The sequence below is a fragment of the Curtobacterium sp. MCSS17_011 genome, from assembly GCF_003224275.1.
In the GTDB taxonomy this organism is placed as follows: domain Bacteria; phylum Actinomycetota; class Actinomycetes; order Actinomycetales; family Microbacteriaceae; genus Curtobacterium.
This window is the reverse complement of the sequence record NZ_QKLE01000015.1, coordinates 13,348-37,014: the sequence shown is the minus strand read 5'-3', so window position 1 is coordinate 37,014 and position 23,667 is coordinate 13,348. Positions and strand designations below refer to the sequence as shown.

Sequence of the window (23,667 nt, the reverse complement as noted above, 5' to 3'; positions counted from 1 at the left end):
GTTCCTCCTCTGCGTCGCCGCCTCAGCGGCGACGGCCCTTCTTGTCGTCCTTCACGTGACCACGGAAGGTGCGGGTCGGCGCGAACTCGCCGAGCTTGTGACCGACCATCGACTCGGTGACGAACACCGGGATGTGCTTGCGGCCGTCGTGGACGGCGATGGTGTGCCCGAGCATGTTCGGGACGATCATCGACCGACGCGACCACGTGCGGATCACGTTCTTGGTGTTGGCCTCGTTCTGCGTGACGACCTTGCGGAGCAGGTGCTCGTCGACGAAGGGGCCCTTCTTCAGACTGCGTGGCATCTTCTGAACTCCTACTTGCGCTTCTTGCCGGCGTTACGGCGACGGACGATGAGCTTGTCGCTCGGCTTGTTCGGCTTGCGCGTACGGCCCTCGGACTGACCCCAGGGGCTGACCGGGTGACGACCACCGGAGGTCTTGCCCTCACCACCACCGTGCGGGTGGTCGACCGGGTTCATGGCGACACCACGGACGGTCGGGCGGACGCCCTTCCAGCGCATGCGGCCGGCCTTGCCCCAGTTGATGTTCGACTGCTCGGCGTTGCCGACCTCGCCGATGGTGGCGCGGCAGCGTGCGTCGACGTTGCGGACTTCGCCCGACGGCAGACGGAGCTGCGCGTAGGGGCCGTCCTTGGCGACGAGACGGACCGAGGCGCCGGCGGAGCGAGCCATCTTGGCGCCGCCACCGGGGCGGAGCTCGATGGCGTGCACGACGGTACCCACGGGGATGTTGCGCAGCGGCAGGTTGTTGCCGGGCTTGATGTCGGCGCCGGGGCCCTGCTCGATGACGTCGCCCTGCTTCAGCTTGTTCGGCGCGATGATGTAGCGCTTCGTGCCGTCCACGTAGTGCAGGAGCGCGATGCGCGCAGTGCGGTTGGGGTCGTACTCGATGTGAGCGACCTTGGCGTCGACGCCGTCCTTGTCGGAGCGACGGAAGTCGATCACGCGGTACTGGCGCTTGTGGCCACCACCGATGTGACGCGTGGTGATGCGGCCGGAGCTGTTGCGACCACCGGTCTTCGGCAGCGGACGAAGCAGGGACTTCTCCGGAGTCGAACGCGTGATCTCAGCGAAGTCGGCGACCGACGAGCCGCGACGACCGGGGGTCGTCGGCTTGTAGTTACGAATAGCCATGATTTATCCCTCTGGTCCTCAGCCGACAGCCGTGAAGATGTCGATCGAACCGGACTTGAGCGTCACGATGGCGCGCTTGGTGTCCTTGCGCTTGCCGAGACCGAACTTGGTGCGACGGGTCTTGCCCGGGCGGTTCAGCGTGTTGATGCTCGCGACCTTGACGTCGAAGATCTTCTCGATGGCGAGCTTGATCTCGGTCTTGTTCGAGCGGGGGTCCACGATGAACGTGTACTTGCCCTGGTCGATGAGCGCGTAGCTCTTCTCCGAGACGACCGGCGAGATGATGACGTCGCGCGGGTCCTTGTTGAAGCCGCTCATGCGGTGATCTCCTTCGCGGTCTTCGACGCGATGAAGGCGTCGAGGGCGCTCTTGCTGAAGACGACGGCGTCCGAACGCAGCACGTCGTAGGCGTTGAGCTGGCCGTACGAGAGCGCGTGGACGTTCGACAGGTTGCGGATCGACTTGAGCGTCAGCTCGTCGTCCGTCTCGAGCACGACGAGCACGTTCTTGACGGGCGCGACCTTCTCGAGGAGCGTGCGGGCGGTCTTGGTCGACGGCAGTTCAGCCGCGACGAAGCCCTCCACAGCGGAGATGCGGCCACCGCGGGCGCGGTCCGAGAGCGAGCCGAGCAGAGCAGCGGCGATCATCTTCTTCGGGGTGCGCTGCGAGTAGTCGCGCGGAGTCGGTCCGTGGACGACGCCGCCGCCGGTGTGCTCCGGAGCACGGACGGAACCCTGACGGGCGCGGCCGGTGCCCTTCTGCTTGAACGGCTTGCGACCGGCACCGCGGACTTCGCCGCGGTTCTTGGTCTTGTGGGTGCCCTGACGCGCGGCTGCGAGCTGCGCGGTGACGACCTGGTGGATCAGCGGGACGTTGGTCTCGACGTCGAAGAGAGCTGCGGGGAGCTCGACGGTGCCGGACTTGGCACCCGATGCGTCGAGGACGTCGATCGTGGTTGCGGTCGTGGTGGCCATGATCACTTACCCTTCACGGCGGTGCGGACGAAGACGGAGCGGCCACGAGCACCGGGGACGGCGCCCTTGACGAGCAGCAGACCCTTCTCGGCGTCGACGGCGTGCACCGTGAGGTTGAGGACGGTCACGCGGTCGCCACCCATACGACCGGCCATGCGCATGCCCTTGAAGACGCGCGACGGGGTCGAGGAAGCACCGATCGAGCCGGGCTTGCGGTGGTTGCGGTGCGCACCGTGCGAGGCACTGACGCCGTGGAAGCCGTGGCGCTTCATGACACCGGCGAAGCCCTTGCCCTTGGAGGTACCGACGACGTCGACCTTCTGGCCCGCCGTGAACGTGCCGTCCACGGTGAGCTCCTGGCCGAGCGTGTACTCAGCGGAGTCGTTGGTACGGATCTCGGTGAGGGTGCGACGCGGGGTCACGCCAGCGGCCTCGAAGTGGCCAGCGGCCGGCTTGTTGACCTTGCGCGGGTCGATGGCGCCGGCGGCGATCTGGATCGCCTCGTAGCCGTCGCGCTCAGCGTTGCGGATCTGGGTGACCACGTTCGGGCCGACCTCGATCACGGTGACGGGGATGAACTTGTTGTTCTCGTCCCACACCTGCGTCATGCCGAGCTTCTTGCCGAGGAGGCCCTTGACGGTCTTGGTTGAGTTCGCCATTGGTCAGCCCCCTTACAGCTTGATCTCGATGTTGACGTCTGCCGGCAGGTCGAGTCGCATGAGCGAGTCCACGGCCTTCGGCGTCGGGTCGACGATGTCGATGACCCGCTTGTGCGTGCGCTTCTCGAAGTGCTCGCGCGAGTCCTTGTACTTGTGAGGGGAACGGATCACTGCGATCACGTTCTTCTCGGTGGGGAGCGGCACCGGGCCGACCACGGTTGCACCGGCACGGGTCACCGTGTCGACGATCTTCCGGGCCGACGTGTCGATGACCTCGTGGTCGTACGACTTGAGCCGGATGCGGATCTTCTGTCCCGCCATGTGTCTCTTGTCCTCTCTGCGCCGCGCACCCTCTGGCCGCCTGACGCCGCTCGGTTCCGCATTCCTGCGGACCGTGCTGTTTTCCTGAACCAACCGGCCGCATCCACTGGGGATGACCGCTGTTCACCTGTCAACCTCGCGGGCGACCGTGGCCGTCCAGCGTGGGCAATCGACTGCCTCGTGGTCCGGGCGCAGCAGTGGTGCACCGCGTCCGCCCCATCTCGGGGAGTCGTGTTCTGCTGCCTGCGGCCCAACCCAGCCCTGCTGAACAAGGGGGTTGTGCACTGCCAGAGCAGTGATCCTGTGGGCGTGCACCCACGGGGAATTCGGAACCGGACAAGTCTCGCATAGCCCCGGCCCACGTGCAACCCGGGCGTGTCGCGAATCGCCGGGCGTGTCCCGCGGGCGCGCTTGCCCGGATCCACGCGGATCGGACGGCCTGGAGGCTCGGCTCGGCCCCGCAACGCGGAGCACCCTCCGGACGTGGTCCGGAGGGTGCTCGAATCGGGTCAGGAGACCGTCACTCGGCGGTCACCGGGGGCACGAACCACGGCGGGAAGACGGCCACCCGGGGAGCGTGTCCACCGTGGTCGGCGAGCACGGCGCGGACCGTCTGCCGTGCCTTGTCGTTCGGCACGCCGATGACCGCGACCGACGTGAACGGCACGCTCGGACCGGCGAGCAGCTCGAGGCCGTGCATCTCCGGGTCCGTGAAGTCGGTGCGACGGATCAGGTTCGTGGCGGCGTCCGGCCCGACGGCGAACCGGACGTCGTCGGCGTCGGCGTCCTGGTCGGCGACGATCACGGACGCACCGAACGCCGAGACCGGCACGACGAGCACCACGTAGTCGATCGCCCGGGTGCGACGGGCGGCATCGGACCAGCGCTCGCCCTCGGCGCCCGTCCGGAGTTCGTCCCAACGGGTGGCGTCGGGGGACAGCGTGAACGGCACGTGGCCGGCGATCGAGGAGCCGTCTGGTGCCTCGGCCTCGGCGCGGGCGGCGCGGGTGTCGGCAGAGCTCACGTCGACGACGGGCTCCGCCTGGTCGGACGCCAGGATCGCACCGGCGCCGACGATGCCGTCGAGGTTGTCGATGTGGGTGACGTGGTGGGCGCGGAGCGCTGCGAACTCACGCGCCTCGGGCAGGTCGGCGGACGACGAACGGAGCGACGTCGGCGACCGCAGCGACGTCCCGGGCCCGGAGGCCGGCGGGTCGACGCGCAGGTTGGTGGTGATGCGGGTCCGGCGTGGTGCCGGGGTGGCTGGGGTCTCCGACGCTTCGCGCTGCCGGGGTGCGCAGATGTCGCAGAGCTCGGTGGGGAAACCGTGGATGCACTCGTCGGTCACGACTGTTGTGGGTCCTTCCGTGCCGTGTGGGGGTGGTCCGGCACGTCGACCAACGCTACGTCATCCGGACGGCCCCCGGGTCATTGTCGGTAGAGCAGCGCCCGGACCTCGGCCTCGGCGGACGCCAGGCGGTTCGGATCGATGGTCTCCCCGTGGTCGTACGCGTCGAGCAACCGGGGGTCGATGTAGCTCTGTCGGCACACCGTCGGGGTGTTGCCGAGCTCCTCGCTGGCGGCCTTGACCGCGTGCGAGACGGCCTTCTTCCGCTTGGCCTGCGACGACTGCGGGCCGGTCTTCGCCAGGTCGACCGCAGCCGCGACCGTGCCGTGCAGGGTCCGGAAGTCCTTCGCGGTGAACTCGTCGCCAGCACGTTCCTTGACGTAGGCGTTGATGTCCTCGGCCGAGAGCGGCTCCCACTCCGCCCCGCGACGCTCGCGGAACGACAGCAGCCGCGCGTTCGGTCCGCGCCGCTTCATGCCCGCGATGACCCGCGCGAGGTCGTGGTCGTGGATCGAGGACGACCACTCCTGCCCGCTCTTGCCGGGGAAGTCGAGCTCGATGTCGTCGCCGGAGACGTGGGCGTGCGCGCAGAGCAGCGTCGACAGACCACGGCTCCCGTGCTCGGTGGCGTACCGCTCCGACCCCACCCGGAGCGACCCCTGATCGAGCATGCGGAACGCTGCGGCCAGTGCCCGCCGACGGTCCGGCTCGGGGCGACGGAGGTCCTGCGTGACGCCACGGCGGGCGACCGGCAGCGATTCGGCGAGTGCCAGCGCGCGGTCGTACTTGATGCGGTCCATCCGCTCCCGCCAGGACGGGTGGTACATGTACTGCCGTCGACCGGCGCCGTCCGTCCCGGTGGCGAGGATGTGTCCGTTGGGGTACGGCGAGATCCAGACGTCGTCCCACGCCGGCGGGATCACGAACTCCTCGAGCCGACGGCGCTCGTCCGGATCGGTCACCGTGTTGCCCTGGGGGTCACGGTACGAGAAGCCGCTCCCGGATCGGACGCGGTGGTAGCCGCGACCGGAGGTCGCGGATCTGCGGAGGCGTGTCACGACGCCGAGCCAACTCCGTGACGCCTGTGACGGGTCACGGGGCGGACAGGAGGCACGGCACCGGCCCGGCCCCGGGCCTCCGCTCCGGCGCCCTGTACGGCCCGTGAGCGGCCGGGAACGACGAAGCGGGGCCGGGCCCTGAAGGCCCGACCCCGCTGTCGCAAGGAACCGGAGTTACTTGATGATCTTCTCGACCGTACCGGCACCGACCGTACGACCACCCTCACGGATGGCGAAACGGAGGCCCTCTTCCATGGCGATCGGCTGGATCAGCTCGACGGTCATGGCGACGGTGTCACCGGGCATGACCATCTCGGTGCCCTCGGGCAGCGTGATGACGCCGGTGACGTCCGTGGTGCGGAAGTAGAACTGCGGGCGGTAGTTCGCGTAGAACGGGTTGTGACGCCCACCCTCGTCCTTGGTCAGGATGTACGCGTTCGCCTGGAACTCGGTGTGCGGCGTGACCGAACCCGGCTTCACGACGACCTGGCCGCGCTCAACGTCCTCGCGCTTGAGGCCACGGATGAGCAGACCGGTGTTGTCACCGGCGACCGCCTGGTCGAGCAGCTTGCGGAACATCTCGATGCCCGTGACGGTGGTCTTCTGCGTCGCGCGGATGCCGACGATCTCGACCTCCTCGTTCAGGTTGAGCGTGCCACGCTCGACGCGACCGGTGACGACCGTGCCACGACCGGTGATCGTGAAGACGTCCTCGATCGGCATCAGGAACGGCTGGTCGGTGGCGCGCACCGGGTCCGGCACGTGCTCGTCGACCTGGGCCATGAGGTCCTGGACCGACTTGACCCACTTCTCGTCGCCCTCGAGCGCCTTGAGCGCCGAGACCTGCACGACGGGGGCGTCCTCGTCGAACTGCTGCGAGCCGAGGAGCTCGCGGACCTCGAGCTCGACGAGCTCCAGGATCTCCTCGTCGTCCACCATGTCGGACTTGTTCAGTGCGACGACGATGTAGGGGACGCCGACCTGACGGGCGAGCAGCACGTGCTCACGCGTCTGGGGCATCGGGCCGTCGGTGGCGGCGACCACGAGGATCGCGCCGTCCATCTGTGCCGCACCCGTGATCATGTTCTTCACGTAGTCGGCGTGACCGGGGGCGTCGACGTGCGCGTAGTGACGCTTCTCGGTCTGGTACTCGACGTGCGAGATGTTGATCGTGATGCCGCGCTGGCGCTCCTCGGGAGCGTTGTCGATCTGCGCGAAGTCGCGGGCCTCGTTGAGGTCCGGGTACTGGTCGTGCAGAACCTTGGTGATCGCCGCCGTGAGCGTGGTCTTGCCGTGGTCGACGTGACCGATGGTTCCGATGTTGACGTGCGGCTTGGTGCGCTCGAACTTGGCCTTGGCCACTGTGGGTCCTCCTCAGGACTCGGAAGCGTCACCCCCGGCCGGCCCTGGATGGGCTCGGAACCGTTGGTGCGCGGTGTGTGTCTGTACTTTACTTGGTGGCGAGGGGCCCGTCGCCGGGCGCCCCCGCCTGTGGAGAAGCGCTGAGCGCTACTCCCCCGCGTTCTTCGCGATGATCTCCTCGGCGACCTTGGCCGGGACCTGGCTGTAGGTCTCGAAGGTCATCGAGTAGACCGCACGACCAGAGGTCTTCGACCGCAGGTCGCCGACGTAGCCGAACATCTCGGACAGCGGCACGCTCGCGCGGACCACCTTGACGCCCGAGGCGTCCTCCATCGAGGCGATCTGGCCACGACGGGAGTTCAGGTCACCGATGACGTCGCCCATGTACTCCTCAGGAGTACGGACCTCGACGGCCATGATCGGCTCGAGGATCGCCGGACCGGCCTTGCGAGCCGCTTCCTTGTAGGCGATCGAGCCGGCGATCTTGAACGCCATCTCGGACGAGTCGACGTCGTGCGCCGCGCCGTCCTTGAGGATGGCCTTCACGCCGACCGTCGGGTAGCCCGCGAGGATGCCGACCTGCATGGCGTCCTGGATACCGGCGTCGACCGACGGGATGTACTCGCGCGGGACACGGCCACCGGAGGTCGCGTTGACGAACTCGTAGACCTTCTCGCTCGTGACCTCCATCGGCTCGAGCGCGATCTGCACCTTCGCGAACTGGCCGGAACCACCGGTCTGCTTCTTGTGGGTGTAGTCGTAGCGCTCGACGATCTTGGTGAGCGTCTCGCGGTACGCCACCTGGGGCTTGCCGACGCTCGCCTCGACGTGGAACTCGCGCTTCATGCGGTCGACGAGGATGTCGAGGTGGAGCTCGCCCATGCCCTTGATCGTCGTCTGACCGGTCTCGGCGTTGAGCTCGACGCGGAACGTCGGGTCCTCTTCGGCGAGCTTCTGGATGGCCGTGGAGAGCTTCTCCTGGTCAGCCTTCGTGTTCGGCTCGATGGCGACCTCGATGACCGGCTCCGGGAACGTCATCGATTCGAGGACGACCTGGTTGGTCGGGTCGCACAGGGTGTCACCGGTGGTGGTGTCCTTGAGGCCGATGACCGCGTAGATGTGGCCAGCGGTCACGTTGGCGACCGGGTTCTCCTTGTTGGAGTGCATCTGGAAGATCTTGCCGATGCGCTCCTTCTTGCCCTTGGTCGAGTTGACGACCTGGGCACCGGACTCGATCGAGCCCGAGTAGACGCGCACGTAGGTCAGACGACCGAAGAACGGGTGCACCGCGACCTTGAACGCGAGGGCCGAGAACGGCTCGGACGCGTCGGGCTTGCGGATGATCTCCTTCTCCTCGTCCTTGACGTCGTGGCCGATCATCGGCGGCACGTCGAGCGGGGACGGGAGGTAGTCGATGACGGCGTCGAGCATCGGCTGGACACCACGGTTCTTGAACGCGGAACCGCAGAGGACCGGGTAGAGCGTGCTGCTCACCGTGAGGGCACGGATGGCTGCCTTGATCTCGGCGACCGAGAAGTCGGTGTCGCCCTCGAGGTAGCGCTCCATGAGGACGTCGTCCGCCTCGGCCACGCGCTCGATGAGCTTCTCGCGGTACTCGGCGGCACGGTCCTGCAGGTCGGCCGGGATCTCTTCGATCTCGTACTTCGCGCCCATCGCGACGTCACCCTTGGCGTCGCCGCGCCAGGTGAGTGCACGCATCTGGACGAGGTCGACGACGCCTTCGAACGAGCTCTCGGAACCGATCGGCAGCTGGAGCACGAGGGGCTCCGCGCCGAGGCGGTTCACGATGGTGTCGACGGTGTAGTAGAAGTCGGCGCCCAGCTTGTCCATCTTGTTGACGAAGCAGATGCGCGGGACGTCGTACTTGTCGGCCTGACGCCAGACGGTCTCGGACTGGGGCTCGACGCCCTCCTTGCCGTCGAAGACGGCGACCGCACCGTCGAGGACGCGGAGCGAGCGCTCCACCTCGACCGTGAAGTCCACGTGACCGGGGGTGTCGATGATGTTGATCTGGTTGTTGTCCCAGAAGCAGGTCGTCGCGGCCGACGTGATCGTGATGCCGCGCTCCTGCTCCTGCGCCATCCAGTCCATCGTGGCAGCGCCGTCGTGGACCTCACCGATCTTGTGCGTGATGCCCGTGTAGAACAGGATGCGCTCGGTCGTCGTGGTCTTGCCGGCATCGATGTGCGCCATGATGCCGATGTTGCGGACCTTGTTCAGGTCGGTGAGCACGTCCTGTGCCACAGGGTTCCTCCGGAAGAGTTGTAGGAGATTGGTGGTCGGCCGGGCGCCGGGGGTTTTGCCCGTCGGCGCCCGGACCGATCAGCCAGCAGAGCCGGGACTACCAGCGGTAGTGGGCGAAGGCCTTGTTCGACTCGGCCATCTTGTGCGTGTCCTCGCGGCGCTTGACCGCGGCACCGAGGCCGTTCGACGCGTCGAGGATCTCGTTCATGAGACGCTCGGTCATCGTCTTCTCGCGACGGGCCTTGGCGTACGAGGTGAGCCAACGGAGCGCGAGGGTGTTCGCGCGGTGCGGCTTGACCTCGACCGGGACCTGGTAGGTCGAGCCACCGACGCGGCGGCTGCGGACCTCGAGGGTCGGACGGACGTTGTCGAGCGCCTTCTTCAGCGTCACGACGGCGTCCTGCTGGTTCTTGGCGGAAACGCCCTCGAGTGCACCGTAGACGATGCGCTCGGCGAGGCCCTTCTTGCCGTCGAGCAGGATCTTGTTGACGAGCTGGCTGACGATCGGCGCGCCGTAGACCGGGTCGGCGACGACGGGACGCTTGGGGGCGGGACCCTTACGAGGCATCTAACTCAACCCTTCTTCGCGCCGTAGCGGCTACGAGCCTGCTTACGGTTCTTGACTGCCTGGGTGTCCAGGGCGCCACGGATGATCTTGTACCGCACACCCGGGAGGTCCTTCACACGACCGCCACGGACGAGCACCATCGAGTGCTCCTGGAGGTTGTGGCCCTCACCGGGGATGTAGGCCGTGACCTCGGTGCCGTTCGAGAGCTTGACACGAGCGACCTTGCGCAGTGCCGAGTTCGGCTTCTTGGGGGTGGTGGTGTAGACGCGGGTGCACACACCACGCTGCTGGGGGTTCGCCTTCAGGGCGGGCGCCTTGGTCTTGGTGACCTTCGGCGTACGACCCTTGCGAACCAGCTGCTGAATAGTAGGCAACTGTTCTCCTGGTTCTTCGCTCGTGCTCTCTGGCCGGCGCGTTCCGCCGGCTTCCTCGTCCCACGCTGAGCACCGCCGGACGGCGGGTGTTCGAGTGGGGGACGGAGTGGTCCGGCTGGGCGATCCCGCTCGCCGGACTTTTCGGGCGCGCCCGAGGGCGCACACCCGGTAGAGACTACCCGCGTAACGGGACGAAATCAATCCGGGTCACCCCGGGAACCGACACCGTCATGAGCCGGTGTCGGAGGACCCGTTGCCCACCGCCGAGCGGAACGTGGCACCGTCGCTCGAGAACCCGGTGACGTACCCGCTCGCGTTCACGTTGAGGGGCCCCGCGGACGCCGTTCCGGTGCCGGCAGCACCCGAGATGTCGGCCGTGTACTTCGCCCGGCCGGGCGCCGTCGTCGTGATCAACCAACCGTTCGTCGTCCAGCTGCCGACCCGGACCGTCGGCCGCGTCTCGAGTGTCCACTTCTGGTTCGAGTACGTGTACGCGGGGTTCTGCCCGTACGCGTAGAAGCTGCACCCGGTGGGGGCGGCGTCGGTGGAGGCGATGCAGCCGTCCACCCAGTCGTCCACCGCTCGCTCGGCGGCCTGCTGCCCGGCGGCGGTCAGGGTCGTGGTCATCTGCAGCGGGGTCGAGGTCGACCGCCCGAACCCGCTGACGCTCGCCGATCCCCCACTGGCCGTGGTCCACTTGTCGCCGTCGAAGGCGACGTCGTAGGTCCCGGGCAGCGCGCGGAGGCTCACCGTGCCGTCCTTCGCGGTCTTCACGTCCCGGCCGGCGACGGTGACCCCAGCACCGGACGGACCCCGCACGGCGACGTTGACCGAGCCGAGGTCGGGGGCCTGCAGCTCCCAGATCGGGAACACACCCCAGTCCGTCCCGGTCTTGTCCAGCGTGAAGGTCGCGGCGACGTCCTGCCCGCCCTGGCGCAGGTACGCGCGGACCGTCGCGGTGTCGCCCTCTGTCCGCGTCGCGGCGACGCGGTAGCCGGTGACCTTGTCCGAAGCCTTCGCGTAGGCGGCTTCGCCGAGGAGCACGTCGGTCTTCTCGCGATCGATGCCCGCGTCGTCGAGGGCGTCGGCCACGCGTCCGGCCGTCAGGTCGTCGAGGAAGGCCCGCACCGGGCGGTCAGCGGAGTGCGTGGACGAGCCGATCAGGGAGCCGGCGATTCCGCCGACCAGGAGCAGCGAGAGCACCACGATGCCGGCGACGATCCCGGCGACTTGGCCACGGCGGAGCTTCCGGCGAGGGCGCGCCCGCCGCGCGCCGAACTGCGCGCCGCCCCGCGGGTCCAGCGGGGCGTCGAGCGGCGCGTCCTGCGTCCCGCGGATCGTGGCGACGGGCGGCACCGAGCCCCAGCCGTGCTGGTCCGGATCCGCCGTCTGCTCGTCGCTCATCGTTCCCCCGTTGCGTGTCCGCCTACCCCGCGAGACTACCGCGCCGAGTGGTCCTCGCCCGCGACGGTGGACTCCGTTCGGGTGACAGCTCCGTCGGTCGCGGTGCCGGTCCGCGCCTGGTGCCGGGCCATCGAGATCCCGCCGATGACGGACAGCAGCGCGACCACGACGGAGCCGACCACGAACGGGCCGAGGGCGTACCCGGCGGGGAAGACGAGGAGCTCCGTCGCGTCCGAGCGGACGAGCGCGTAGCCCACGCCTCCGACGCCGAGCATGACCAGGTAGACCGTCGCTGCGGCCACCAGGGCCGTCACACCGGGGTTGCCGTCACGCGCACCCGCCGCGGTCGCGAGGAAGACCACCACCGCGGCGCCGACCACCATCGCGGGCCCGAGGTACGGGGTGGCGTCGGGCTGCGAGATGACCTCGACGTCGGCGAGCAGGGCTTCGAAGCCCGTGAGGGCGATCACGAGCGCGATGAAGAGGACGGACGTCATCGTCGCGATCAGCCACCGGGACATGCGCCGATCGTATCGCCGACCGGCTGGTCAGTGAGCGGGTTCGGCGTGGCCCGTGTCGTCCGCGTGCTCGCGACGGTCCGCCCGGTCGGACTGCTCCTGCGCGGCGGCGACCAGGGCGAGGGCGATCGTGGCCGTGATGATCGGGACGGTCTCCGTCATGGGGGCGGGCGGCTCTGGAGGAGCGGCGGGTGCGGGATCCGGCGCCGTCACGTCCGTCAGGTCGTCGGACTGGAGGCCCGTGGCGGCGTCCGCCTCAGCGGTCTCCTCCGGCTCGTGGTCGCGCAGCGCCGGGCCGATGACCGGCAGGACGCCGGTCGTCGCGGCCGGCTCAGCGTGCAGGACCGGCGACGCGAGAGCCGAGGACCCGTCGCGCTTCGCCGCGCGACGCGCTCGGCCCATCTTCACCAGGACGACGACGGCGACGATCGCCCAGATCCCGTTGACGATCGTCGAGGGGACGGCGTGGTGCGCGGCGACGTTGATGGCCACCGCGACGCCGCCGACCAGGTTGAACAGCTGGTAGAGCGGGCCGTTCGGGATCTTGCCGGTGGAGAACAAAATGTAACCAGCTAAAACGGTTACTGCCCCGAACCAACCGAGGAATTCCACGATTCCGACCAACACGCGCGACTCCGGGCACGACGAGGAACGGCCGGTTCGAGCCGACCGTTCGAGAGGGGATGAGCAGCCGCGATCACGGCGTCCGGTGCAGCGTAATCACAACGACGGGTGTCGCGGAAGTGGGGTCGGCGTGGCGCGGCCGACCCCAGTCCGTGGGGGTCGGGTCAGCCCTTCGCGACCGTGTCCGAGTCGGCGGTCAGGACGTACACGTAGCCACCGAACGTCCACGTCGTCGCAGCCGACGCGGCCGGGTCGGTCGAGTCCTGCGAGATGGAGGACGACACCGTGGTGACCAGGAAGAGTCGAGCGCCGTCCTGCATGCCCCCGACGAAGGACAGGGCCTGGTCGAACGACCCGTCGACCGACACGGAGACGGGGATGGCCGAGAAGTTCGCGGCCGAGATCGCCGGGTCGGTCACGGGTGCCGTCGCGGCGCCGGTGGATGCCGCGGTCGGCTCGGGCGTCGCCTCGTCCGTCGTGGAGGCCGACGGGTCCTCGGTGCCCGCGGCCGTCGAGGCCGCGACGGGAGCGGTGTAGGCCAGAGCGTCGGACGTCGTGATCGCGGACACCTTCACGCCCGCCTGGGCTGCGACGCTGTCGACGGCACCGTAGAAGGAGGACATGTTCGCACTCGACGGCACTGAGGCGGTGAGCTCCGCGAGTTCCGCCCTCATCGCCGGCAGGGACTTCGCGCGGTCCTTGAGCCGCGCGAGTTCCGCCGCCGTCGTCCGATTCGTCGCGTCCACCGACACCTGGTCGGTGCGGTCGCTCGCGGCCTGTGCGAGATGTGGCTGCACGCCGAGGAAGAACCCCGCGAGCGCCACCACGACCATCGCCACGACGGCGAGGAGCATGTTGAGTCGGTTGCGGGTCATCTCACTCGCCCTTGTCCTGGTACTTGCCGTCGAAGGCGGCCTGGTCGACGTGAATCGTCATGTTCACGGTGTAGGTGCCGGTCGTCGGGTCGAGCGTGACCGAGTTCGCGGTCGCGTCGACGAAGCCCTTGAGCCCCTTGACGGCATCGAGCCACGACGGGACGGACGGCAGCGTCGGACTCTGCGCGTCGATGGTCAGGGTCGCGACACGCTGCCCCTGGAGCGGGGTGTCGGCCTGCGCGTAGGTCTCCAGCGGCGTGGCCGAGTCGATCGCGACGCCGGTGATCTCGACTCCCGCCGGGAGCGACGCCTTCAGCGAAGCGAGGTACGGCTGCCAGGCAATCTCCGTGGCCCCCCCGACCGATTGCGCGGCTTCACGCAGCGCAGTACCGGCCTCCGTGTCCCGGACTTCGCGGTAGTTCGCCTGCTGCTGCAGGAGCGACAGGGTCTCGTCCTGCGCGTGGGTCAGGTCGTCGTGGGCCTGGCTGGACAGGAGGCTGGCTCCGGCGGTCGCGATCCCGACCACGATCGCCACGAGGACGACGCCCGCCCACATCCGACGGACGACACGGCTGCCGCGTCGGTCGGCGAGGACCTCGGTGGGCAGCAGGTCGACACTGGGGCGACCCCCGACGACGATCTCGCTGGGGGTGGTCCGACGCTGACGTTTGACGCGCTCCGCGGTCTCGGCGGCGACGCGCAGGGCCGGGTCGGGCGCGACTCCTCGACGGCGACTCCGTCCAGAACGCGAGGGCTTCGACTTGGTCGACTGGCTCATGCTGCCTTCCCTCCCGCGGCGAGTCCCCATGCCACCGCGATCGATGCGCCGTGGGCGTGCAGGTCCTCGACCCGGATGGACTTCGCGAGCGCGACGTTGGCGAACGGTGCCCCGAACCGGACGGGCGTCCGGGTGAACTCCGAGAGCGCTGCGGCGAAACCGGGGAGCGCAGCTGCAGCGCCGCAGAGCAGGATCTCGCCGACGGGCTCGGCAGGGTGGGTGTTGACGAAGTAGTTGACGGTGTTGCGGAGACTCGAGAGCAGTTCGCCCATCGTCTCGCGGACCGCCGCGACCGCGAGCGCGTCGTCGCCGGTCCGCGCCCGCTCCGGATCCATGCCCAGGTGGCGCTTGACGGCTTCGGCCGCTCCCTCGTCGATCGTCAGACGACCGGCGAGGAGCCGCGTGATGTCGTCGCCGCCGGTCGGCACGATGCGGACGAACTTCGGGACGCCGTCGGTGACGATGACGACGGTCGTCGTGTTGCCGCCGCACTCGACGATGGCGACGGTGCCCGACCGGTTCGCTGGCGCGAGGACACGTGCCAGGGCGAACGGGATGAGGTCGACACCGACCGGCTTGAGCCCGGCATTCTGGACCGCGCGGACGTTGGCGAGCACGGCGTCCTTCACGGCGGCGACGAGGAGACCGCTCACTGTGGGGCCGTTCTCCCCCGTCTCCTCGCTGGTCGGGTAGAAGTCGAGGATGGCGTCGCCCACGGGCACCGGGAGCATGTCCTGCACCTGGAAGGGCAGCGATTCACGGATCTGCGCGATGGGGGCCTTCGGGACCGTCAGGTCGCGCGACAGCACGCGCTGGTTGCCCATGCCGAGCACGACGTCCTTCGAGCGGAAGCGCCCGAGCGACCAGAGCTGTCGGAGCGCACCCGCGACGGTGTTCGGCTCGAGCACCTCCCCCTGCTTCGTCGCGCCCGGGGGCACGGGCACCTCGGCGAACCGCAGGATCGTCGGTCTCGGCTTGTCGGCGTCCTGGACCTCGACAGCACGGATCGCGGCGGCGCCGATGTCGACGCCCACGATGCTCTTCGACATGGGTGGTCCTTCCGTGACCGTCTTCGGGTCGGTCTGGTGGGTCAGCGCGCGGCGAGGCGTCAGGCGAGTCCGAGGAGGCGCAGGTAGCCGTCCCATGCGGGGGCACCGACGGCGATGCCGAGCCAGGCACCCGCGAGCATCCAAGGGCCGAACGGGATCCCGCTGCGACGGCCCGCCCGGCGCACGACCAGGAGGACGACTGCGAAGGTACCTCCGAGCAGGAACGCCGCGAAAGAACCCACTGCGAGGGGTCCCCATCCGAGGTACGCCAGCACGAGGCCGAGCACGCCGGCGAGCTTCACGTCACCGAGCCCCATCCCGCCGGGCACCGCCAGCGCGAGCACGAGGTAGACGCCGCCGAGGACGACCAGGCCGATGAGCCCCCGGAGCGCGGCGCCCCAGTCCCCGGACGCCGCCGACGCAGCCAGCAGGAGCACGGGCAGCACGATGTAGGCAGGGAGCACGATCCGGTTCGGCAACGTGTGGGTGTCGAGGTCGATGAGCGTCAACGAGATGCTGATCGCCATCAGGTACAGGAGCGCAACGAGCAGGACCGCTGCGTGGATCGATCCGGAGACGCCGTCCGGTGCCACCAGCGGCGACCACGGTGCGAGTACCGAGAGCAGCGTCACCGCGACGAACAGGAGGCCCGTGGCGGCTTCGACGAGCGGGTACCGGGCCGAGATGGGCGCGCCGCAGTCGCGGCACCGGGCGCGCAGGACGATCCAGGAGACGACGGGCACGTTGTCGCGGCCCCGGATTGCATGACCGCACCCGGGGCAGGAGCTGGCGGGCGCGACGACGGACATGCCCGCGGGCACCCGGTACACGACGACGTTCAGGAACGACCCGATCGCGAGACCGAGCACACCGACCAGCGCGGCGACGAGGGGCGTCACCGAGGCGAAGGAAGCCACGGTCACTTCCCCGTCGGGGTGCCGTCGGCGCGGAAGGCCGTCGCGGACTCGGTCTCGGTCGTCACACCGTAGGTGGTCGAGACCGGCTGCAGGAACTTGGGCGGGGCGGAGGACTTGAGTCTGCTGTCGTACGAGTACGCCTTCGCGTACCCCGTCAGAAGACCGTTCCCGTACGAGGTGCGGACCGAGCCGCGGAACTGCTGGGCGATCGATCCGTAGATCGTGAGGATGCCGAGGTTCGACCCGTACTGGCTGTTCTGGACGTTGAACGTGCCGAGGTTGCTGGCGATGGCCGCGTCGATCTCGATGTTCTTGGTCGGCGCCGTGTTCGTCGAGTAGGAGCTGCTGCCCGTGTTGCACACCGTGTTCGACCAGCCGGAGTAGCTCGAGCACGACACGGGGTTGTAGACGGAGACCGCCTTCTGCCCGACGAGCCCGAGCATGTCGTCCGAAGTCCGGCCGTTCTGGTAGACGATGCTCCCGGTCACGTACAGGAAGTTCTCCGCGGCGAGGGTCATCTGTCCGCCGAAGGATCCGGACACGAAAGCGTCACCGCTGCGGCACCCGTAGTACCCGGCATCCCCGCGCGTTCCGGTGAACTCGCCGTTGAGCGGGTACCCCAGGCCGTTGCCGTAGTCCGAACTCGTCGAGTTCCCCGACTTGACCGTCTGCTGGCAGTAGACCGGCGAACCCGCGTTCACGGTCCCGTTGACCGTGCCGGACGGTGTCGCGCTGGACGCCCAGTAGTTCGGGTCACCGACCGTCGACGGCACGCTCTGCACGTAGACCAAGTTCGCGGGCAGCGTGGGGATGACGGCACCGGTTCCCCGGAGGGCAGCGACCGAGCCGCACAGGGCGTCGTTCCCCGGACCCGGCGCGATGGCGCTGCCCGTGGCGTTGCCCTTGACCTGTGTGGAGATGGTCCACGGTGAGACCACGCGCATCTTGCCCCCGGCGAGGAACGTGATGGACGTCGGACCGGTGTACAGGCACCCGGGCTTCGCCACCTTCTCGGGGATGTCGGTCCGTGCCTCCTGCTTCATGTTCGCGTTGGTGCTCGGCATGGGGAGCGTCCCGACGTTCTTGATCTTCCCGCCGATGAACTTCGTGGACGAGCGGCAGGCGGAGTCGATGGTCGTCGCCTTGCTCGTGTAGAAGAAGTCGGCGGGGCCCGTGTCCTGCACGCTCGAGTTGAACGTCGCTCCGCAGGCGGTGATGACGTCGTTCGACCGGACCGGCCCGTCGAGGACGTCACCGCTGGCGAACGTGACCGCTTCACAGCTGCTGCTGGAGCTCCAGTCGTCGTCGTTGCGGTGGTTCGAGACGCAGCCGGCGTTCGTCAGGCTCGGGTCCTGGGACTCGTAGTTCGTGAAGTACAGGTAGTTGACGAAGCCGTCACCGCGGAGGTCCACGACGATGGTCCTCGTCGTGGCACCGGCCTTCCCCGTCACGCGCAGGCGGACCTTGCCGGTCGTCGAGTAGTCGGAGTTGTCGACCTCGTACCGGTAGGACTGGTCGGTGCTCCCGACCACGTTCGCCCACGAGCCGTCCTTCGCGGTGCCGAAGGCCTTGTTCGCCGGATCTGCCGTGTACGTGCTCGTCGACGAGAACGCGGTGCGCACGCCGTACTTGACGTAGGCGTTGTCGGCTGCGAGGCGGCCCTGGTAGTCGGAGAGACCCGCGTACGCGGCCGCGATCGCCTTGTTGTAGTTCGTGTCGGTCGTCGCCTTCGTCGCACCGCTCGTCGCGGTGGCGACGACGAGGGACAGCACGATCATGAGCACCGCACCGATCCCGATGACGGCCGCGAGGGCGACCCCGCGTTCGTCGTCTCGGGCACGCAGGCCTCGGAGGATCCGGATGAGCATCATGACTCCGTGGCTGCGCCGTAGTCGAGGTTGCGCAGGTTGATGGTGGCCTGGAACGTGCTGTCGTTGACGGTCACGCCGTCCGTCGACCCCACCGTCAGCGCCACGCGGACGGAACGGATCGTGTCGTAGGTGGCGTTCGCCGGCGCGGACACGGGGCCGTTGTCCGCGTCGATGTACGAGAAGAGCGTGCCGGCACGGACCACGTCGGCGAGCCACAGCGTCCGGGTGGCGCCGGTGAACGTGCAGTACCCGCCGGTCGGGCAGTCGCCCCGCTGCAGCTGCATGCGCAGCCGGTTCGACACGACGTCGACCGTCACCTTGGTGAGCCCGGCCCGCGCGCTGGACAGGTCGACACCCGAGTAGAACTGCACGCTCCGGCCAGTGGCGCTCACGAACGCGGGCGCGCTGACCGTCTTGCTCACCTGCCAACGAGATGCCTCACGCAGGTACCGACTGAGCTGCGTCATCGACGTGGTGCCCTGTCGGGTGCTGTCGTTGACCGAGGACACCGTGCGCTGCGCCTTCGAGATCGACACGAAGAAGCTCCCGACCAGGGTGAGCAGCAGCGACGTCACGAGCATGGCGACGAGGAGCTCCACGAGCGTGATCCCGCGTTGATCGCCACGCAGACGACGGAGGAGCGCGCGCATCAGCTGGCCGGCCTCGGGTCGACGAGGACGACGCCATCGGTGACGGCACCGTTGCTGACCATCGCGGTGTTGGTGGCGGTGAGCGTGAGCGGCGTCGTCGCCGCGCCCGCGGTGCCGCCCGTGAACAGCTTCCAGGTTCCCCACGGCAGGGCGATCGTCATGCTGTCGGACGTCGGCTTCGGGAAGCTCAGGGTCATCCCCTTCGCGCAGCCGGGATCGCCGTTCACGGCCGTCGTGGTCTTCGCGGTGATGAAGAGCGCCTTGTCCGGCTTGGCGAGCGTGATCGCGCCCATGCTGATCGAGATCGGCCCGGTCGCGTCCTTGAACTCCGTCGCCGTCCCCTTCTTGCCGGCCTTGTTGGCGGTCGTCCAGGCGCCTGGTTCCGGGCCCAGGCAGGTCGCTGCGGCGTCGGACGACACGTCTGCGGAGTACAGCCCCGCGACCGCCTGGTACCCCGAGGGGAACGGGAACAAGGCCGCGCTCGTCGGGGCGGGGTTCAACACGGTCGTGCCCGACGTCCCGTTGGTGATCGACAACGGCAGGTTGGTCGGCAGGATCGCGGACGATGCCGGCGAGGTCAGGTACTTGAACGAGTAGGTCGTCACCTTGTCGAAGGTGAACGCGGCGGCACCGGAGCTCCCGACCGACACCGTCACCGACTGCGACGACGGACTCGGCTGTTGGGTCGAGTCGATGTACCCGGTGCGGGCGATGGACACCTTGTAGGTCCCCGGCGCGACGCCGGCCACGTAGGTGCAGCCCTCCGCGTCCGTCGCCGGGAACGTGACCCCGGCGGGGCCACCGCTCACGGTCGGCACGATCCCGGACACACCGATCCCGTTCGCGTTCGTCACGCCGACGAGGATCGAGCCCGTCGTGTCCGAGTTGATGTTCGTGAGTGGAGCGATGGCACTCGACATCTCGACCTGCTGGGTCCCGGACGCTGCAGCGCTGGTCTTCCAGCGCACCGTCACCGTCACGGCCTTGTACGACAGGCTGCCGTCACCCGTGCCGCAGGCGGTGGCCGCGCCGGACGACCGGGTCCATGACACCTTCCGGGTCAGGTCGAAGACCTGGTTGCCGACCTGCTTGGTGGCGGTGCCGCTCTTCACGTTGAAGATGCTCGGGGTGTCCCGGAGGTCGTCGATGTCCTCCATCGCGATCGTCGATGCGACCTCGCGCGCACGGGTGTCCTTCGAGAGCACGAGAGAAGCGGTGACGCCGGCGGCGATGCCGGCGGCGATCAGGGCGAAGATCGTCATCGCGACCATCACCTCGATGATCGTGAAGCCACCCTCGCTCTCACGTGCGGAACGCAGTCGCTCGGCGATGCGCGAGATCATGGCGTCCCTTCTGACTCGAGTGGAAGTACGTCGGGCGGACGGCGACCGACGTGTCGCCGTCCGCCCGAGCGGCGAACTAGGGCTTCTTCGTGAACACGCCCGCGGCGCAGGTTCCCTCAGCCACACCGGCAGCGTCCGTGGCACCGAAGGTCTTGCCAGTCGCCTTGCTCGTGCCCTGGATGCAGAAGAGGGTCTTGTCGGCGTTGGCCGTGTAGGTCAGCGTCGTGTCTGCTCCGACAGTCGCGCCCGCCTTCTTGTAGTCAGCGGTGGTGATGTCCGTCTTGTCGGCGGGGTACGTTGCGTCTCCATTGGTGGCAATGCTCACGACGGCGGTCTTCGCACTCGTCACGTCCGACTTCACGGCCGAGTCCTTCGCGTTGTTCTGCACGCCGATGTACACCGGGATGGCGATCGCGGCGAGGATGCCGATGATGATGACGACGACGAGGAGCTCGATGAGCGTGAAGCCCTTCTCGCCGTCCTTCAGGAGACCCTTGCGGCGAGCGTCGAGCTTGCCCATGAGAGCGAAGTACATGGTTTTTCCATTCTGCGGGGAATGTCGGGGAAATGAGTTCGGGGCTTGCTCGGCCGCCGGATGTCAGCGTATTCGGAGCACATCGGGGGGCCAATCCCGAGAACGGGGGCCATTCCAGGCGCAAAACACCCCCAGTGCGGGGGATGCGCGAAATCGGCGTTGCCCCCACACGGGGGTGGAATGGCTACGAAGCGTTCTGCACGACGTTCGTGATCTGGAAGATCGGCATGTAGAGCGCGATGATCATCCCGCCCACCACCACGCCCAGGAACGCGATGAGCAGCGGCTCGATCAGCGAGGTCAGGGCATCCGTGGTGGCCTCGACCTCGGCGTCGTAGAACACCGCGATCTTCTCGAGCATGATCTCGAGCGATCCGGCGTCTTCACCCACCGCGACCATTTGCGTCACCATTGCTGGGAACACCGATTGCGCGGCGAGCGGGACGGCGATGGATTCGCCTTTCCGGACAGCTTCGGCGACATTGTCGAGCGCGCGTTTCACGACGAAGTTGTTCGACACTTCACCGACGATGCGCAATGCCTGCAGAATAGGAACGCCGGCGCCGATCATGTTCGAGAAGTTGCGCGCGAACCGTGCGATGACGATCTTCTTCTGCAGGGGTCCGAAGACCGGCAGTTTCAAGGTGATCGGATCGATGAACGCCCGGACGCGTTCGGTGTTCTTGTTCGCCCGCCACCACAGCCACGCCAGCACGACGACGATCGCGAGCGGGATCGCGACGTACCGCATGGCGTGCGAGAGGGAGACGAGGATCTGCGTCGGCAGCGGGAGCGTTCCGCCGAGCGACGAGAACATGTCCTGGAAGATCGGAACGATGAAGATGAGCATGATGGCGACCGCCACCAGTGACATCACGAGCACGACCACCGGGTAGGTCATCGCCGACTTGATCGTCGAGCGGAGCTTGTGCTCCTTCTCGAAGTTCGTCGCGATGGAGTCCATGGCCTGGTCGAGGAACCCGCCGGTCTCCCCCGCACGGATCATGTTGATCATGATCGGCGGGAAGTCGACCGGGTACTTCGCGACGGCGTCGGAGAACGAGACGCCGCGCTCCACGTCGTCGCGGACCTTGCCGAGGATGTCCTTCAGCTTCTTGTTCTCGGTCTGGTCGGACAGGATCGTGAGGGTCCGCAGGAGCGAGAGCCCCGAGGTGAGCATCGTCGAGGCCTGCCGCGACATGATCGCGAGGTCCTTGAGCCCGACGCCCTTCTCGAACCCAGGGATCTTGATCTCGGTCTGCAGCCCGGTGCCGGCCTTCGCCTCGGTGATCGCGATCGGGGAGACGCCCATCCCCCGGAGACGCTGGACGACGGCCCCTTCGGACGCGGCGTCGAGGCGGCCCTTGACGAGCTTGCCGGCCCCGTCACGCCCGCGGTAGTCGAACGCGAGTGACATCAGTAGCCTCCGGAGAACTTGTCGCCGAAGTCGATGCCGCTGGCGGCGATCGCGGCGGCCGAGGAGTCGGACGGGGACTCGACGCGCTGGACGAGCCGGTCGAAGCCCTCTTCGTCGTGCACCTTCTCCATCGCGGCCTTGCGCGAGATGGTGCCGACGTTGACCAGTTCGGCGAGGTCCTGGTCCATGGTGTGCATGCCGAGGTCACGTCCGGCCTGCATGGCGGACGTGATCTGGTAGGTCTTGCCCTCGCGGATGAGGTTGCCGATGGCCGGGGTGATCGTCATGATCTCGGTGGCGACGACCCGGCCGACGCCGTTGGCCTTCGGGACGAGGGTCTGGCAGACGACACCCTGCAGGGTGGCGGCGAGCTGGGTGCGGATCTGCCCCTGCTGGTGCGGCGGGAAGACGTCGATGACGCGGTCGATCGTGCCGGGTGCGCTCTGCGTGTGCAGGGTGGCGAACACCAGGTGGCCGGTCTCGGCGGCGGTGAGCGCGACGGAGATGGTCTCGAGGTCGCGGAGTTCACCGATCAGGATGACGTCGGGGTCCTGCCGCAGCACGTGCTTGAGCGCCGAGGCGAAGGAGTGGGTGTCGGCGCCGACCTCGCGCTGGTTGATGATGGACCGCTTGTGGTCGTGCATGAACTCGATCGGGTCCTCGACCGTGACGATGTGGTCGGCACGGCTCTCGTTGACCAGGTCGATGAGCGCGGCGAGCGTGGTCGACTTGCCCGAACCGGTCGGACCGGTGACGAGGACCAGGCCACGGGGCAGGCCGGCGAAGTCACCGACGTGCGCGGGGATGCCGAGCTGCTTGAGCGTCTTGATCCTGGTGGGGATGATGCGGAACGCCGCGCCCCAGTTGCCGCGCTGCTGGTAGTAGTTCGCGCGGAAGCGGTACTCCGGCGACAGCGAGTACGCGAAGTCGAGCTCCTGGTCGTGGTCGAACTGCCCGGCCTGTTCGACGGACAGCAGCGTCTTGAGTGCCGCGATGACCTTGCCGCGCGACCACGCGCCTCCGGGCACGGCCGGCCGGAGCGAGCCGTCGACGCGGACGGTGGGCGGGGCGTCGGCCGTGACGTGCAGGTCGGAGGCCCCCTGGTAGACGACCTGCGCCAGTGCGGTGATGAGGTCGGGGTCGGCGACCTCGCGCGCGTGCCGGGCGAAGTCGATGTCACCGGCCGATGCCGCGGCGGGGGCGGGAGCCGGAGCAGGTGCCGCCGGTGGGGCGTGGTGGGCGCCGCTGTACGCGATGGCCGGCAGCTGCTGGGTCGCCGGCTCGGCGTACCCGTAGGTGGCGGTCGACGACGGCACCGCGGCGGGCGGCGTCGCCGGAGCGGTGGCGGACTGCGCCACGGGCGCAGCGACCGGACCACCCACGGGACCGGCAACCGGGCTCGCAACCGGCGTGCCGGTGGGCGCGGGCCACACCGCCGAGTCGTCCGTCAGGTCGTAGACCTGCTCGGGCGGGGCAGCGGCTGCCGCGGCCAGACGCGCGGCGCGGCGGGAACCGACCTCGGCGCCGGGGGTGCCGGGGTGCCACCCGGCGACGGGCTCGTCGCCGGGCATCGTGATGTCGTACACGGAGTCGGTCATCTGC

General features: G+C 68.4%; 25 protein-coding genes. All 25 read right to left on the bottom strand.

Translation table 11 applies throughout. The features are described 5' to 3' along the window. Positions 1-22: 22 nt before the first annotated feature. Positions 23-304 (bottom strand): 30S ribosomal protein S19, encoded by a 282-nt coding sequence (gene rpsS, locus DEJ17_RS11305; RefSeq protein ID WP_017885529.1) that lies wholly within the window; start codon positions 302-304, stop codon positions 23-25. Positions 305-315: 11 nt separating this feature from the next. Continuing rightward, positions 316-1,155 carry a 50S ribosomal protein L2 gene (rplB, locus tag DEJ17_RS11300; protein ID WP_027466728.1) on the bottom strand — a complete coding sequence of 280 codons (840 nt, stop codon included), beginning with the start codon at positions 1,153-1,155 and terminating at the stop codon, positions 316-318. An 18-nt stretch (positions 1,156-1,173) separates the two neighbouring features. Next, complete coding sequence (gene rplW, locus DEJ17_RS11295; protein WP_027466729.1) at positions 1,174-1,473, bottom strand: 50S ribosomal protein L23; 300 nt, start codon at positions 1,471-1,473, stop codon at positions 1,174-1,176. Then, the gene (gene rplD, locus DEJ17_RS11290) at positions 1,470-2,129 is read right to left on the bottom strand and encodes a 50S ribosomal protein L4 (protein WP_027466730.1); all 660 of its coding nucleotides are present in this window, start codon (positions 2,127-2,129) and stop codon (positions 1,470-1,472) included. Before rplD ends, rplW begins: the two co-directional genes overlap by 4 nt. 2 nt (positions 2,130-2,131) lie before the next feature. After that, a complete protein-coding gene (gene rplC / locus DEJ17_RS11285) occupies positions 2,132-2,788 on the bottom strand; it encodes a 50S ribosomal protein L3 (protein ID WP_110893934.1) in 657 nt (218 codons plus the stop codon). A 12-nt stretch (positions 2,789-2,800) separates the two neighbouring features. After that, positions 2,801-3,109, bottom strand: a complete 309-nt coding sequence (rpsJ, locus tag DEJ17_RS11280; protein WP_017885534.1) for a 30S ribosomal protein S10 — start codon at positions 3,107-3,109, stop codon at positions 2,801-2,803. 520 nt (positions 3,110-3,629) lie between these two features. Further along, positions 3,630-4,457, bottom strand: coding sequence for a DarT ssDNA thymidine ADP-ribosyltransferase family protein (locus DEJ17_RS11275; RefSeq protein WP_110859499.1), 828 nt, complete (start codon positions 4,455-4,457; stop codon positions 3,630-3,632). Positions 4,458-4,537: 80 nt separating this feature from the next. After that, positions 4,538-5,515, bottom strand: coding sequence for a DNA topoisomerase IB (locus tag DEJ17_RS11270; protein ID WP_110859498.1), 978 nt, complete (start codon positions 5,513-5,515; stop codon positions 4,538-4,540). A gap of 174 nt (positions 5,516-5,689) precedes the next feature. After that, positions 5,690-6,877, bottom strand: coding sequence for an elongation factor Tu (gene tuf, locus DEJ17_RS11265; protein ID WP_110859497.1), 1,188 nt, complete (start codon positions 6,875-6,877; stop codon positions 5,690-5,692). A gap of 147 nt (positions 6,878-7,024) precedes the next feature. Next, complete coding sequence (gene fusA / locus DEJ17_RS11260) at positions 7,025-9,142, bottom strand: elongation factor G (protein ID WP_110859496.1); 2,118 nt, start codon at positions 9,140-9,142, stop codon at positions 7,025-7,027. A 97-nt stretch (positions 9,143-9,239) separates the two neighbouring features. After that, on the bottom strand, positions 9,240-9,710 hold the full coding sequence (gene rpsG / locus DEJ17_RS11255; RefSeq protein ID WP_017885539.1) for a 30S ribosomal protein S7: 471 nt from the start codon (positions 9,708-9,710) through the stop codon (positions 9,240-9,242). 5 nt (positions 9,711-9,715) lie between these two features. Beyond that, entirely contained in the window at positions 9,716-10,084 is a 369-nt protein-coding gene (rpsL, locus tag DEJ17_RS11250) for a 30S ribosomal protein S12 (RefSeq protein ID WP_017885540.1), read from the bottom strand. Between the two features lie 228 nt (positions 10,085-10,312). Continuing rightward, on the bottom strand, positions 10,313-11,488 hold the full coding sequence (locus tag DEJ17_RS11245; protein WP_110893932.1) for a hypothetical protein: 1,176 nt from the start codon (positions 11,486-11,488) through the stop codon (positions 10,313-10,315). A gap of 35 nt (positions 11,489-11,523) precedes the next feature. Further along, entirely contained in the window at positions 11,524-12,009 is a 486-nt protein-coding gene (locus DEJ17_RS11240; protein ID WP_110893930.1) for a DUF6121 family protein, read from the bottom strand. A gap of 27 nt (positions 12,010-12,036) precedes the next feature. Then, on the bottom strand, positions 12,037-12,618 hold the full coding sequence (locus DEJ17_RS11235) for a hypothetical protein (protein ID WP_146239702.1): 582 nt from the start codon (positions 12,616-12,618) through the stop codon (positions 12,037-12,039). A gap of 176 nt (positions 12,619-12,794) precedes the next feature. Further along, on the bottom strand, positions 12,795-13,505 hold the full coding sequence (locus DEJ17_RS11230) for a hypothetical protein (RefSeq protein ID WP_110893926.1): 711 nt from the start codon (positions 13,503-13,505) through the stop codon (positions 12,795-12,797). A gap of 1 nt (position 13,506) precedes the next feature. After that, positions 13,507-14,283, bottom strand: coding sequence for a hypothetical protein (locus tag DEJ17_RS11225; protein WP_110893923.1), 777 nt, complete (start codon positions 14,281-14,283; stop codon positions 13,507-13,509). After that, the gene (gene pilM / locus DEJ17_RS11220) at positions 14,280-15,332 is read right to left on the bottom strand and encodes a type IV pilus assembly protein PilM (protein WP_110893921.1); all 1,053 of its coding nucleotides are present in this window, start codon (positions 15,330-15,332) and stop codon (positions 14,280-14,282) included. The genes DEJ17_RS11225 and pilM overlap by 4 nt, the downstream gene beginning before the upstream one ends. Before the next feature lie 59 nt (positions 15,333-15,391). Continuing rightward, positions 15,392-16,255 (bottom strand): prepilin peptidase, encoded by an 864-nt coding sequence (locus DEJ17_RS11215; RefSeq protein ID WP_375342571.1) that lies wholly within the window; start codon positions 16,253-16,255, stop codon positions 15,392-15,394. Then, complete coding sequence (locus DEJ17_RS11210; RefSeq protein ID WP_110893919.1) at positions 16,252-18,120, bottom strand: hypothetical protein; 1,869 nt, start codon at positions 18,118-18,120, stop codon at positions 16,252-16,254. The genes DEJ17_RS11215 and DEJ17_RS11210 overlap by 4 nt, the downstream gene beginning before the upstream one ends. Next, entirely contained in the window at positions 18,117-18,770 is a 654-nt protein-coding gene (locus DEJ17_RS11205) for a PilW family protein (protein ID WP_110893917.1), read from the bottom strand. The genes DEJ17_RS11210 and DEJ17_RS11205 overlap by 4 nt, the downstream gene beginning before the upstream one ends. After that, complete coding sequence (locus DEJ17_RS11200; protein WP_110893915.1) at positions 18,770-20,113, bottom strand: carboxypeptidase-like regulatory domain-containing protein; 1,344 nt, start codon at positions 20,111-20,113, stop codon at positions 18,770-18,772. Before DEJ17_RS11200 ends, DEJ17_RS11205 begins: the two co-directional genes overlap by 1 nt. Before the next feature lie 76 nt (positions 20,114-20,189). Beyond that, complete coding sequence (locus DEJ17_RS18155; protein WP_110893913.1) at positions 20,190-20,648, bottom strand: type IV pilin protein; 459 nt, start codon at positions 20,646-20,648, stop codon at positions 20,190-20,192. A 184-nt stretch (positions 20,649-20,832) separates the two neighbouring features. Continuing rightward, positions 20,833-22,065, bottom strand: coding sequence for a type II secretion system F family protein (locus DEJ17_RS11190; RefSeq protein ID WP_110893911.1), 1,233 nt, complete (start codon positions 22,063-22,065; stop codon positions 20,833-20,835). Next, positions 22,065-23,663, bottom strand: coding sequence for a type IV pilus twitching motility protein PilT (locus DEJ17_RS11185; protein ID WP_309146742.1), 1,599 nt, complete (start codon positions 23,661-23,663; stop codon positions 22,065-22,067). Before DEJ17_RS11185 ends, DEJ17_RS11190 begins: the two co-directional genes overlap by 1 nt. Between the last annotated feature and the right edge of the window lie 4 nt (positions 23,664-23,667).